The sequence below is a fragment of the Candidatus Cryptobacteroides sp. genome (assembly GCF_056207615.1).
In genome coordinates, this window is sequence record NZ_JBAEER010000028.1 from 1 (window position 1) to 12,661 (window position 12,661).

The following is a 12,661-nucleotide window of genomic DNA, read 5'->3' on the forward strand; positions in this document are numbered from 1 at the left end:
TCCGGGAGGAGGCCGCCGTTACTATTATAGTAAGAGGATTAGTCGAGAGCGAGCTCGCTGAGGATACGGTCGAAATGGTGAGCGCGGAGGATGAAGATCACATAGCGTATATCCACGCAAACGCACTTGTTGTAGCCCGGAGTATAGTATACGTCCGAAGCCAGCGACTCCTTGTTTCCGTCGAAAGCCAGACCGACGAGCTTGCCTTCTGCATTCATCACGGCACTGCCGGAATTACCTCCGGTGATGTCGTTGTCGCTGATGAAGTTCACGGTACCGTCGTAGGTCGCAACGATCTCCTTCCACTCAGGCTTCAGGCTGAAGTCATAGTTGTCAGGATTGTATTTCTCCAGTATGCCCTTCGCGGTAGATGCCCATGAGCAGACCACTGCGTCGAAAGGCTCGATTCCGCCTACGGTTCCGTAGGTGATCCTCATGCTCGAGTTTGCGTCAGGATACTGAGGGATACCCTTCTCCTCTCGCATCTGATAGAGAGCCTTGGTGTATTCATGACCGAATTCGGTGCGGTTAGGAGCGCGGTCTATTCTGGTCTCGATCCTGTTGAGGTCGCTCATCTGGAGATCCGTGTAGAACTTGTACACTGGATCGTCATCGATGAGCTCGTCAGAAGCTGCGAATTCCTTAACCTTTTTCTTGCTCGCAAAGATGCTGCCTGACCAGGTCTCGTTGCACATCCTCTCATAGTCCTTGTGGTAGTACATCTCGAGTGCCTTGTGGTATACGCCCCAATACTGCCTGTCGACATTCTCGAAGAAGAGCCTCATGCTGCTCCTGTAGATTTCCTTCTCCACGCGCAGGTCGAGCGACTCCACGTCGGATTCGATCCTGCTCTTCGCATTCTTCAGGTTGGAGTGGAGCCTGATGCACACGACGCCGAGACGAGACGAACGTACGAGGGTTTCCCTCGCATAGGTTTCCGACCTGAGGAAATTGTCGAGCGAATTCCATTTCTTCCGGAGTTCGGTCAGCACGTTACCCCACTTCTCCGTGCGTGCGGGGTCTTCCATGATCCATGCCTGGAGCTCCTCGTCCTCGCGACGTATCTTGTCCACGACCTCGAACCTGTTGCAGCACTCCACCTCTCCTTCTTCGAGCTCCTGTACGTTGCTCAGACCGAAGAACCAGTCGGAATAGAGGAGCCTGACCTCAGGGTCGGCATCCATCCATTTCTTGGTGATGTCCATATTGGCCTTCCTGACCTTGGTCGCGGCCGGCATGGTGACATTGACGAGCGAGTTGACCTTGGGAGCAGAGCTGTAGCGGGAGGTCTTACCTGGGTATCCGATGACCATGGTGAAGTCTCCTTCCTTTATTCCGTCAAGCGATATCTCGAGCTTCTTGGTACTCTTGAGAGGGACGTTGTCCTCGGAATACTTGGCAGGGCTTCCGTCAGGAGCAGTATATATCCTGTACATTGCGAAATCGCCCTTGTGCTGAGGCCATTCCCAGTTGTCGATGTCCCCGCCGAATGCTGCGATGCTAACAGGAGGTGCCGCGACGAGCCTGATGTCCTTGTACTCGCGGTAGAGGGCCAGGTAGTACTTGCTTCCTGACCACATGTTGTAGAGGAATGCGTCATAGCCGGTCTCTTCCTGATATCTGGTCTCCATCACATGGGAGAGCTTCCTGCTGCCAAGGGGGAGGTTCTTCTCCTTGTAGTCTGCGATCAAGGCATTCACCTCGTCGGTGACGTCGATGACCTTCTTGAGGAACTGTATGCCCTTACCTGCGATAGGAATCTCGTCCTTCTGGTAAAAGGCCCAGTAGCCGTCCTCAAGGTAATTGTGCTCAGGGGTGCTGAGCGAGAAGACGTCAGAATAGGCGCAGTGGTGGTTAGTGATGATGAGTCCGTTGTCGGATATAACGCTGCCGGAGCATCCGAAATCGAGCGAGACGATTGCGTCGCTCAGGCTTGCACCTTCTGCGTCTGCGTCGTATATGTCACGTGCCGAAAGCTTCAGGCCACGCTCATGCATCTTTGCCTCGAGGGCCTTGTTGATGGCATTTATCAGCCACATTCCCTCATCGGCGTATGCATTGACGGCGAGAATGGCCGCTAACGATACCGTGATGATCTTGCGAATCATGTCAATTATTCTTCAGAAGTTTCTTCATAGGGGTAGACGATGCCCGGAGTGTCGAAGGTGATCTTCGCAGGGACGTCGCGGACGTCGTCACGGGCATAGGTGATCTTCCATGGATTCTCGTTGATCACCTCCCAGATCTTCTCCTCGGTCATTGGCTCGGTGAAGCGGATCTGGATAGAAGGAACGAGGTCCTTGTTCAGAGCCATCTTGAGGGAGATGACACCCTCGCAGCTCTCCTTCGAGATATGGTTGGAGAGATACTGGAATGCGCTTGCCCTCTTGAATATAGGCTTCTCATAGTCCTGGTTTGCGATCTCATAGATGTACTGAGGCTGTCCCTCGTAGTGCTTGTCGCGCTTCTCGATGTACTCCTCGCCATCCTCGTTGATGTAGCGTCCGTTGAATACGCCGCTGTCGAATCCGTCGAACATCTTGTTGAGGAACTCGGCGATGGTGATGGTCTCCTCGCCCGGCTCCATCCTCACGAACTCGAAGTCAACAGGAATGGTCTTCACGAGGTCACCGGTGGTAGGATTGTAGGTATGGAGTTCCTTTCTCTCCACGAGCTCGCGGAGCTCAGCCTCGGTGATGTTCTCGTCAGGAGCAAGGAACACCCTCACGATGAGAGGGCAGGCGAACTCGCTCTCGAGTCCGTAGATTTCCTTGTCGGTGTCACGGAACTGAAGGCCGAGATAGGTGAAGTCCATGCGGTCGAACATCTTGTCGGTCCTGATGGTGACAACCTTGACTTCCTTGACCTGGCTTGGGTCCGGTCTCTTGTCGGTCTTCACGCGTACAGGTACGAAAACCTCGCTCTGGATCTCCTCTGGAGTAGTCTTCTTAGGGTCGTATGTGATGATGGCTCTGTGGTGTACGACGAAGGTCTTCACTCCGTGCACGCCAGGGATGCGCATGAGCTTGTTCATGAATGCGGTCGAGCTTCCGAAGCACTTCACGGACTTGAGTCCGGTCATCTCCATGGTCTCGAGGCTGTTGATGTCTACGACCTGCACCATGGTGCTGTCAGGACCGAGCTTCTCGAGTCCCCAGGTCTCGTTGATGGTAGGAATCTCGAACTCTGGACGACGGCCGAGGATGATGGCGGTCACGACGAGAACGACGGTGATGATCGCAGGGACATACTTCCATACGCCACCCTTCGCCTTCTGTGCGACACCGATCTTCAGGGCCTTGTTAGGGCAGGCTGCGGTACATTCGCCGCAGAGGGTACAGTCGACAGAACGGATGATACCGTTGTTGCATGAGTCGATATCGATATGGTATGGACATCTCTTGGTACAGAGTCCGCAGTGGCAGCAGGTCTCTTCCTCCTTGTAGATGTGCATGAGCTGGAACTTAGGCTTCCTGACGAGGATCTCGAGGAGGTAGCCCAGGAGGCAGAACGCACCGAGGAGCACGGTCCATGGAAGATGGAGTCCGATCACGTCAGCGACATACCATACTGCGAAGAGCACGAGCACCCACACCCAGAACTTGAGGGAATTGGACACCGCGCCGAGAGGGCAGATGTAGCGGCACCAGAAGCTGTCGATGAAGAAGCCGAGGCCGATCACGGTGAGCACTGACAGGCAGGCCATCCATGGGGTGATCTCACCCTTGAAGCCGGTAGCGACGGCGTAGTATGGGTCGAAGTTCTTGCAGAAGAGCTCGCTGTTGGTTGCCGTGATGTAGAATACCACGAATACGAGCACGTACTTGATTATGCGGAGGGCCTTGTCAGCGACGCTGCCGTTACGGATTACGAGAGACTTGACGCCAAGTTTCCTGCGGAGCTTTGCGAGAAGGTCCTCGACGGTGCCGACAGGACAGATATAGCCGCAGAAGAGCTTGCTGAAGAGTATCACTGCAGCAGCGAGGGCTATGCCCATCACGATCTGGACAGTGCTCATCGTGCAAGGGAGGGAGCCTCTCTTGAAGAAGGTTACCAGCGCCTCGAGACCTCCCATCGGACAGTATCTCTCCGGATCGGCCTCAGCAAGGGATGGGATCACGACCTTGGCGAGACCTGTGATAAGGATGATGAGTGCCGCAAGAACGCCCCACTCGAGGACGTAGCGTGGCCAATTGCTCTTGTAATTGTACTTTGCCATGATATTACCTTTCTTCTATGACGGCGCCGTGGGTGAGGGCTACCGTGCGTTTCCATTTCTCTGTGTATCCAGGCTGGCTGATTCCGTCAGGAATGTTGCCGCCGTTTCCGTTTGTGATGAAATTTCCGTTCTCGTCCTGGGCCTTCACGTTGCCGTCGATGTACTTCACGAGGAGGAGCTCTTCGAGGGCAACCCACTTGTTGAAGATGGTCTGGGCAGTGTTGACTGAGTATTCGGTGAGGTACTTCCTGACCTCAGGGAACGGATCGATGGTCTTCTTCACGCTGTCGTTGCGCTTGATTGCCTTGACCGGCTTCGCGATAGCCTTGTTGTAGAGGCTGAGGGCCTTCTCGTCGATGGATGCGATCTCCTCCAGACGTGCGTTCTCCCATTCGTCGATGGCTGCCTTGACGGTAGGCTGCATGATGTTGTACATCCTGTAGCAGGCGTTGGTGACGCGATTGTTCATCCAGAATGATGAGGTGGCCGAGTAGGTGAGCATGTCGCCGTTACCTTCACGGAAGCACTCGGGAACCTCGTCGGTGTTGGTGTAGATAGGGGTGAGGTATGAGGTCGCAGCGTCGTCAGTGCCGAACCAGTCGATGCCTCCGATCACGTCAGGGAGCCATCCCCTGGCCTGTCCTACGAACCAGAATCCGGTCTGCTGGGTGGCGATTGCGCGCTCGTTGGTGTACGATTTGCCGTCGATCTCGAAGCCCATAGGTCTCCAGCGGTAAGGGAGTGCGTTTCCGCCGGCACCGATGTCCTGGGTCATGTCCATAGGGGTACCCTCATAGTGGTCGCGCATCACCTCGGCGACATCCTTGACGCTGATCTTCTTCGCTGGCTTCACGAAGAGAGGGAAGCGGAGGCTCTTGTCGTATCCCATCGCATAAGGGAGGTAGTGGTCAGCAGGGACGGTCACCTCCCTGCCGTTGTCGTCCATGAAGGTGAACTGACCCTCGCAGAGGATGTTGAAAGCTGACCATGCACGAGCCTCGCAGCCTCTCATTCCGCCGAAGTCGAGCGGTGCGTATGCGTCGCAGAAGCTGAAGTCCTCGTCCTTGCCGGTGTACCAGCCCTTGGCGCGTGCGAAGTCGATGACGTCCTTGGCATATATGCAGTTTGCAGGGTCGTTCTGAGGGAAGGTGCTGATCCTGGCCTGGTTTGCATGCGAGCAGATGTATCCGTCAGGAACGCGGCGTGCGACATAGAGTATGCCCTTGCGGTCCTTTCCACCTCCGATGAGATCCATCACCCAGACCTCGTTCTTGTCTGCGATCGAGAATGACTCACCCTCGGAATAGTAACCGTATGTGTCGGCAAGGTCCACGATGATGTCGATAGCCTCGCGTGCTGTCGCTGCCCTCTGGAGAGCGATGTAGATGAGCGAACCATAGTCCATGATTCCGCCCTGGTCCCAGAGTTCCTCGCGTCCGCCGAAGGTGGTCTCCGCGATGATGAGCTGGTGCTCGTTCATGTTTCCGACCGTCTTGTATGTGTGGGCTGCCTGCGGTATCTCTCCGAGGTACTTTCCTGAATCCCAGTCATGGATCTTGAGCATGGAACCTGGCTTCCAGTCCGCTGCCGGGCGGAAATAGAGCTCCCCGAAGAGCTGGTGCGAATCTGCCGCATAGGAGATCATGCAGCTGCCGTCGACGCTGGCTCCGCGGGTGATGAGCACATTGGTGCAAGCCTCTCCCTGCATGTCCGCAGCTGCGACCGCCACTGCGGTGGCTGCGATGTATGAGAATATTTTATTCATTGTCATTTTGGCCCAAATTATGTACTTTTGCAAATCTACATAAAAAATCATTGACTATGAAGGGAAAATTCGTAGTTACTGCTTTAGCAGTAGTATTATTCAGCACTTTGGCTGCTTCGGCGCAGTCGTCGGAGAAGACTCCGGACCTCGACGAGAGGTGTGAGATGCAGGCGGACCGCCTCGAGATCGACCTCAAGCTCGAGCCTTGGCAGACCTTCAAGGTGGACTCCACCCTCAAGGTCGTGTACCATGGAATGACTGACGAGATCAACGACATGCAGGCCGCCAAGATAGGAAACACCAGCCTCTATCAGCAGGTGCAGGACAAGTGGCTCGACATGCTTGACGAGTCATACAGGAAGATATTCACCCAGGAGCAGTGGGACGAATACCTCAGGAGAGGTGCCGCAAGGCTCCAGAAGGCACGTGACAAGCGTCGCGAAAAGCTCGAACAGTCGGCCGTCAAAAAGAAAAATTAACTATCTTTGCCGTCCAATTCAAGAAAGATGAAAGAAAGAATCGAAGCTATACTGGCAGACATTGAGAATCTCAAGTGCCAGAAGGAACAGGAAATTGAAGAGGCACGCGTGCGCCTCCTTGGCAAGAAGGGCGAGATCACTCGTCTTTTCGAGGAGTTCCGTAACGTAGACAAGGAGCAGAAGAGAGAGTTCGGACAGAAGCTCAACCAGCTCAAGAACGCGGCTGCCGCAAAGATCGATGAGCTCAAGAGCGCCGCATCTGCGCTCGCATCTGCGTCAGGATCGTCCGCCAATGACCTTACCGCTCCTGGCGACAGCTATCCACTCGGTTCACGTCACCCTGTGAGCATCGTCCGCGAGGAGATCGTCGGCATCTTCCGCAAGTTCGGATACGATGTCGCAGAAGGTCCTGAGGTCGAGGATGACTGGCATGTGTTCGAGGCGCTCAACTTCCCTCCAGAGCACCCTGCACGTGAGATGCAGGACACTTTCTTCGTAACAGACAACGAGCAGAAGAATCCAGTTCTTCTCCGTACCCATACTTCAAGCGTGCAGGTTCGCTGCATGGAGAAGATGCAGCTTCCTATCCGCGTGATCTGTCCTGGCCGAGTATTCCGCAATGAGGCGATCAGCGCACGTGCGCACTGTATCTTCCATCAGGTCGAGGGCCTCTACATCGACGAGAACGTCACTTTCGCCGACATGAAGCAGGCCATCCTCCTCTTCGCTCGCGAGATGTTCGGTCCTGAGACCCAGATCCGCATGCGTCCGTCATACTTCCCGTTCACCGAGCCTTCGGCAGAGGTGGACGTAAGCTGCAACATCTGCCACGGCGAGGGATGTAATGTCTGCAAGGGTACCGGTTGGCTCGAGATCCTCGGCTGCGGTATGGTGGATCCTAACGTGCTCGAGGCGAACGGCATCGACAGCAAGAAGTACAGCGGCTTCGCCTTCGGTATGGGCGTGGAGCGCATCGCGATGCTCAAGTGGCAGGTCAAGGACCTCCGCAACTATTTCGAGAACGACATGAGATTCCTCAAGGAGTTCGAGACCTCACTCTAGAAATCAGAAAAGGGACGGTTCAAGTTCCTTTACATGGAAAGATTTACGGTGGTATGGAGTCATTCCGTACCGCCGTATTGCGTCTATGTGCTCCGGGGTAGGATAGCCCATGTTCCTGTCCCATCCGTACATCGGGAATTCGGCGGCCAGCTTGCGCATGAGCTCGTCCCTGTAGGTCTTGGCGAGCACCGATGCCGCAGCAATGGGCGCATATTTCCCGTCGCCCTTGACCACGGTGGCGTAGTCCGTGTATTTGTAGCTGTCGAAGGGACGGAAGCGGTTGCCGTCGATCAGGAGGAACTGTGGGCGAGGGTCCAGCCGCAGTACGGCGCGCTGCATGCCGGTGATGGAGGCGTTGAGGATGTTGATCGTGTCTATCTCGTCCGCGCTCACCTCTTCCACGGCGAAGGCCACGGCTTCCTTCTCGATAACCTCGCGCAAGATGTTTCTTGCTTTCTCGGTCATCTGCTTGGAGTCGTTCAGGAGCGGGTGGTGGAAGTCTTCGGGGAGTATCACGGACGCGGCGAACACGGGTCCGGCGAGGGGACCGCGTCCGGCCTCGTCGCAACCGGCCTCGATCAGGCCTTCGTGCATATGGTTTAGCAGATGTATCTCCTTGGGCATGGAGCAAAATTAGTCATTCTCCTGCTCTGCTCCAAATTCGTCCTTCCTGAGATATATTGCGAGACTCCCTTCAAGTTCCTTCACCCTCTGTCTGAGGCTCTCGTTTTCGGCTCTCAGCTCCTGGATCTCCGCATTGCGCTTGCCGATCACTTCGTGGAGGCCCTCGTTGTTGTTGCGCTCTCTCTCGAGTTCTTCGTTGAGACCGCTAGCGTTTCTGGTTCCGTTTTCCCAAGTCATGGCGTTGTCCTCAACCTTCTCCGGGGCGGTAACGTTTTGGGGAATGAGCTTGCCTATGGTGGTGACGTCGACACCGTATACCTGCTTGATGGCAGAGATTACCTTCTGGCTTACGGCAGTATTACCTTTCTCGTAGTTGTAGATCGTGTTGGCGCAAACACCCAGGCTTTCCGCAAACTCTTTTTGCGAAAGCTTCGTCTCCTTTCTCAGTTCGAGGATGTTTGTGCATACTGCCTTGATGATCATCTTGCGGATTTCTTGGACGACGCAAAAGTAAAGCCTTGGTTTGTGAAAGCCCGCATGGGGAAATTGTGACATTCACAAGAAAATTGTGAGAAGGCTTGATTTTTTGGATTTCTTCCCCAATATTTGTGTTCAAACCTAAAGATCATGGGAGAAATTACTCGAATGCAGATTGTGAGTTTCGATGACCTCCTCGAGCATGGAGAGATACTCCGGAGCCCGGACATGGACTTCGAAGGAATATGCGAGCTCATAGGCGTCGATCCTGAGGCGATGGACAGATATCTGCGCGATACCGTAGGGTACTCGGGCGAGGATATTGTCGACAGATACCGCGAAAGGATATAAAATTAACCACCTCCAGATGTTGCTATTCTGCTTGCGATTTTTTAAATTTGCGAGACACACCCGATAATTTGGGTGAACCGCATGATTTAATAATCACAAAACAGGATAACACATGAAGACTTATTCAACCCAGAACATCCGTAATGTGGTCCTCCTCGGTAGTACCAGGTCTGGTAAGACCACTCTCGCGGAGGCCATGCTCTATGAAGGCAAGGTCATCGACCGTAAAGGTACTGTCGAGGCTAAGAACACCGTATCGGACAACACCGAGTACGAGCAGACCAACCAGAAGTCTGTATTCGCAACTCCGGTCTATACCGAGTTCATGGACACCAAGTTCAACATCATCGATGCTCCTGGTTCCGACGATTTCGTAGGTGGTGCAGTATCTGCATTCAAGGTGGTCGAGACAGGTATCCTCCTCGTGAACGCACAGCAGGGCGTCGAGGTCGGTACTCAGATCTTCGAGAGATTTGCTGAAGAATATAAGGTCCCTGTAATTCTTGGTGTGAACCAGCTCGACGGCGAGAAGGCCAACTGGGACAACACCCTTGAGACCATCAAGGCTGCGTTCGGCAAGAACAAGCCAGTCGTAATCCAGTTCCCTGTAAACCCAGGACTCGGCTTCGACGGTTTCGTTGACGTGCTCAAGATGAAGTACTATCACTTCCTCGACGAGAACGGAAAGCGTGAGGACAAGGAGATCCCAGCAGAGCTCATGGATCAGGCAGAGGAGCTTCGTCAGGCCCTCATCGAGAAGGCTGCCGAGTACGATGATTCTCTCATGGAGAAATTCTTCGAGCAGGGTGAGCTCTCAGAGGACGAGATCCGTCAGGGCCTCGGAATCGGTATCCGTCAGGGCGACTGCTATCCTATCTTCTGTCTTTCTGCAAAGAAGAGCATCGGTGTCAAGAGGCTCATGGAGTTCACCATCAAGGTGGCTGCCGCTCCTTCAGAGAGAAAGATCTACACCAAGGACGACAAGGTCATCCCTTGCGACGAGTCAGGCAAGACCGCTATCTTCATCTATAAGACCGCAGTGGAGCAGCACCTCGGTGAGGTTGCATACTTCAAGGTTAACTCAGGTGTCGTGACCCTCGGTCAGGACCTCGAGAATGCCGCTACCGGTGACAAGGAGCGTCTCTCATCTCTCTATGCCGTAGCAGGTAAGAAGAAAGAGGCCGTTCAGGAACTCCGTGCCGGTGATATCGGATGTACCGTGAAGCTTCGCGCAGCAAAGACCAACGCAACCCTTTCTGCTCCTGGTTCAGACATTATCTACAAGGATATCGTATTCCCGGCTCCTAAGTTCCGCTGCGCTATCAAGGCAGCTGACCAGAAGGATGAGGAGAAGCTCGGCGATGCACTCAACAAGATCATGGCAGAGGATCCTACCATCATCGTAGAGTACGCTAAGGAGCTCAAGCAGACCATCCTCCAGGGACAGGGCGAGCAGCATATCAACTTCGTGAAGTGGAGACTTCTCAACGAGAACAAGGTCGCAGTCGAGACCTTCGCTCCTAAGATCTCTTATCGTGAGACCATCACCAAGGTCGCTACCGCACAGTACCGTCACAAGAAGCAGTCGGGTGGTGCAGGTCAGTTCGGTGAGGTTCACCTCCTCGTGGAGCCTATCATCGAAGGCGTAGAGACTACAGCTAAGTTCAAGATCGACGGCAAGGAGCAGGTGCTCAACATCAAGGGCAAGGAGGAGACCGTACTTCCATGGGGTGGTAAGTTCGAGTTCTACAACTGCGTTGTCGGCGGTGCCATCGATGCTTCGTTCATGCCAGCCATCAAGAAGGGTCTCATGCAGAAGCTTGAGGAAGGACCTCTCACCGGTTCATACGCACGCGACATCCGCGTATTCGTATATGATGGTAAGATGCATCCGGTAGACTCTAAGGAAATCGCGTTCATCATCGCAGGACGTAACGCATTCAAGGAGGCTTTCCGTATCGCAGGTCCTAAGATCATGGAGCCTATCTTCAACGTCAACGTCATGACTCCTGCTGATTACATGGGTGCTTGTATGTCAGATCTCCAGAACCGTCGTGCTATCATCGAGGGTATGGGAACTGACCGCGGCTTCTCAGTCCTCAAGGCACGCGTTCCTCAGGCAGAGCTCTACAAGTATTCGACTACCCTCAGCTCTCTCACCTCAGGTTCAGCTACCTTCACAATGGAGTTTGCAGACTACCAGCCAGTACCTGCAGACGTTCAGGACAAGCTTCTCAAGGCTTACCAGGATGAGGATTCTGATGAATAATCAAATTTTCGGACAATTTAGTTTCGAAGAAAGTGCATAAGAAAAACGCCACTCAGAGCCCCTGAGTGGCGTTTTTGTGAAATCGCGAATGCGTTTGCGAATATGTTAAAAGGTAAATTTTGCATTTCTTTCATGCTCTGCTACCTTTGCAATGTCAGAAAACGAAACTTACTGAACACACAACAAATTACACATACTTAGTAAAAGTCTACACTTTAAAAAGGGCTGGCCTGTGAAGGTCGCCCTTTTTGATTTATTGTTATCTTTGCAGCATGAGCGAAGTTAGACCAAAGAAAGCCCTGGGCCAGCATTTCCTTACTGACCTTAAGGTAGCGCAGAGCATTGCGGACGCTCTCCTCTGTCCCGCAGATTCAACGACAGACGTGCTCGAGGTAGGACCCGGCATGGGCGTCCTTACCCAGTACCTTCTCGAGCGTCCCGAGATTGCCCTCAGAGCAGTCGAGATCGACAGGGAGTCGGTAGACTATCTACTTGTCCATTTCCCTAAGATAAACGGTTCGCTCATCGAGGCGGATTTCCTCAAGCTGAACCTTGGAAACTTCTTCCAGGGCAGTTTCGACGTGATAGGAAACTTCCCATATAATATATCGTCTCAGATCTTCTTCAAGATTCTCGACCACAAGGATCAGGTGCCTCAGGTCGTGTGCATGATACAGAAGGAGGTTGCCGAGAGGATCGCGGAGAAGCCGGGTACCAAGACCTACGGCATTCTTTCGGTGCTTCTCCAGGCGTGGTACGACATCGAGTACCTTTTCACCGTGGGTGAGGGTGCCTTCAACCCTCCTCCTAAGGTCAAGTCCGCCGTCATACGTCTTACCAGGAACGGCCGTACCGATCTCGGATGCGACCAGGCTCTCTTCAAGAACGTCGTCAAGACTGCGTTCAACCAGAGGAGAAAGACTCTGAGGAACTCGCTCAAGCCACTCGTGATTGCGAAGGCTCAGCAGTTGGGATGGACTCCTGAGCAGCAGGCGGAGTTCGTCTCCGATCCAGTCTTCGACCTCAGGCCGGAACGCCTCGGAGTCGAGGATTTCGTCGAGCTCGCCAAGAAGCTTGCATGAAAAACTCAATCTTCGTAAAAACTTATTACCTTTGCGCCCGTCATTGACAATAAATAATAACATATATGTATAGATCACATACTTGCGGTGAACTCCGCATTGAAAACGTAGGACAGAAGGTCACCCTCGCAGGATGGGTGCAGAAGTCCCGCAAACTCGGAGGTATGACCTTCGTTGATCTTCGTGACCGTTACGGCATCACCCAGCTCGTGGTCGAGGCTACCGCTTCCGCAGAGCTTCAGGAGGCTGCTTCTTCACTCGGTAGGGAGTATGTCATCCAGGTTGTTGGAGAGGTTCTCGAGCGTGAGAGCAAGAATTCCAAGATGGCTACCG

General features: G+C 53.7%; 11 protein-coding genes. 6 read left to right on the forward strand and 5 right to left on the reverse strand.

What is annotated here, in order from left to right; all coding sequences use genetic code 11:
- Positions 1-38: 38 nt before the first annotated feature.
- The 3 genes from AC06ND_RS01580 to AC06ND_RS01590 are packed head-to-tail and all read right to left on the reverse strand — an operon-like array spanning position 39 to position 5,984.
- Positions 39-2,108, reverse strand: coding sequence for a S46 family peptidase (locus AC06ND_RS01580; protein WP_475677241.1), 2,070 nt, complete (start codon positions 2,106-2,108; stop codon positions 39-41).
- A gap of 5 nt (positions 2,109-2,113) precedes the next feature.
- On the reverse strand, positions 2,114-4,219 hold the full coding sequence (locus AC06ND_RS01585; protein WP_475677242.1) for a 4Fe-4S binding protein: 2,106 nt from the start codon (positions 4,217-4,219) through the stop codon (positions 2,114-2,116).
- A gap of 4 nt (positions 4,220-4,223) precedes the next feature.
- Positions 4,224-5,984, reverse strand: coding sequence for a dipeptidase (locus AC06ND_RS01590; protein WP_475677243.1), 1,761 nt, complete (start codon positions 5,982-5,984; stop codon positions 4,224-4,226).
- A 56-nt stretch (positions 5,985-6,040) separates the two neighbouring features.
- On the opposite strand from AC06ND_RS01590, the gene AC06ND_RS01595 reads away from it, so the two are divergent.
- Both AC06ND_RS01595 and pheS read left to right on the forward strand, forming a co-directional pair.
- Positions 6,041-6,463: a hypothetical protein gene (locus AC06ND_RS01595; protein ID WP_475677244.1), complete on the forward strand. Its 423-nt coding sequence runs from the start codon at positions 6,041-6,043 to the stop codon at positions 6,461-6,463.
- Between the two features lie 27 nt (positions 6,464-6,490).
- Positions 6,491-7,525: a phenylalanine--tRNA ligase subunit alpha gene (gene pheS / locus AC06ND_RS01600; RefSeq protein WP_475677245.1), complete on the forward strand. Its 1,035-nt coding sequence runs from the start codon at positions 6,491-6,493 to the stop codon at positions 7,523-7,525.
- A gap of 3 nt (positions 7,526-7,528) precedes the next feature.
- Here pheS and AC06ND_RS01605 read toward each other — a convergent pair whose 3' ends face one another.
- Positions 7,529-8,119, reverse strand: a complete 591-nt coding sequence (locus AC06ND_RS01605) for a ribonuclease HII (protein ID WP_475677246.1) — start codon at positions 8,117-8,119, stop codon at positions 7,529-7,531.
- A gap of 39 nt (positions 8,120-8,158) precedes the next feature.
- Complete coding sequence (locus tag AC06ND_RS01610; RefSeq protein WP_475677247.1) at positions 8,159-8,632, reverse strand: helix-turn-helix domain-containing protein; 474 nt, start codon at positions 8,630-8,632, stop codon at positions 8,159-8,161.
- 144 nt (positions 8,633-8,776) lie between these two features.
- Between AC06ND_RS01610 and AC06ND_RS01615 the strand changes: the two genes are divergently transcribed.
- The 4 genes from AC06ND_RS01615 to AC06ND_RS01630 form a co-directional block, all read left to right on the forward strand.
- The gene (locus AC06ND_RS01615) at positions 8,777-8,977 is read left to right on the forward strand and encodes a hypothetical protein (RefSeq protein ID WP_475677248.1); all 201 of its coding nucleotides are present in this window, start codon (positions 8,777-8,779) and stop codon (positions 8,975-8,977) included.
- 112 nt (positions 8,978-9,089) lie between these two features.
- Positions 9,090-11,246 (forward strand): elongation factor G, encoded by a 2,157-nt coding sequence (locus AC06ND_RS01620; RefSeq protein ID WP_475677249.1) that lies wholly within the window; start codon positions 9,090-9,092, stop codon positions 11,244-11,246.
- Between the two features lie 272 nt (positions 11,247-11,518).
- Complete coding sequence (gene rsmA, locus AC06ND_RS01625) at positions 11,519-12,328, forward strand: 16S rRNA (adenine(1518)-N(6)/adenine(1519)-N(6))-dimethyltransferase RsmA (protein WP_475677250.1); 810 nt, start codon at positions 11,519-11,521, stop codon at positions 12,326-12,328.
- Positions 12,329-12,393: 65 nt separating this feature from the next.
- On the forward strand, positions 12,394-12,661 hold a 268-nt coding region (locus AC06ND_RS01630), incomplete at its 3' end, for an OB-fold nucleic acid binding domain-containing protein (protein ID WP_475677251.1).

Bases quoted from the DNA above. Each gene is read 5' to 3' on its own strand.
- AC06ND_RS01590 (WP_475677243.1), bottom strand. From the start codon at position 5,984: ATGAATAAAATATTCTCATACATCGCAGCCACCGCAGTGGCGGTCGCA.
- AC06ND_RS01580 (WP_475677241.1), bottom strand. From the start codon at position 2,108: ATGATTCGCAAGATCATCACGGTATCGTTAGCGGCCATTCTCGCCGTC.
- AC06ND_RS01605 (WP_475677246.1), bottom strand. From the start codon at position 8,119: ATGCACGAAGGCCTGATCGAGGCCGGTTGCGACGAGGCCGGACGCGGT.
- pheS (WP_475677245.1), top strand. From the start codon at position 6,491: ATGAAAGAAAGAATCGAAGCTATACTGGCAGACATTGAGAATCTCAAG.
- AC06ND_RS01610 (WP_475677247.1), bottom strand. From the start codon at position 8,632: ATGATCATCAAGGCAGTATGCACAAACATCCTCGAACTGAGAAAGGAG.
- AC06ND_RS01615 (WP_475677248.1), top strand. From the start codon at position 8,777: ATGGGAGAAATTACTCGAATGCAGATTGTGAGTTTCGATGACCTCCTC.
- AC06ND_RS01595 (WP_475677244.1), top strand. From the start codon at position 6,041: ATGAAGGGAAAATTCGTAGTTACTGCTTTAGCAGTAGTATTATTCAGC.
- rsmA (WP_475677250.1), top strand. From the start codon at position 11,519: ATGAGCGAAGTTAGACCAAAGAAAGCCCTGGGCCAGCATTTCCTTACT.
- AC06ND_RS01620 (WP_475677249.1), top strand. From the start codon at position 9,090: ATGAAGACTTATTCAACCCAGAACATCCGTAATGTGGTCCTCCTCGGT.
- AC06ND_RS01585 (WP_475677242.1), bottom strand. From the start codon at position 4,219: ATGGCAAAGTACAATTACAAGAGCAATTGGCCACGCTACGTCCTCGAG.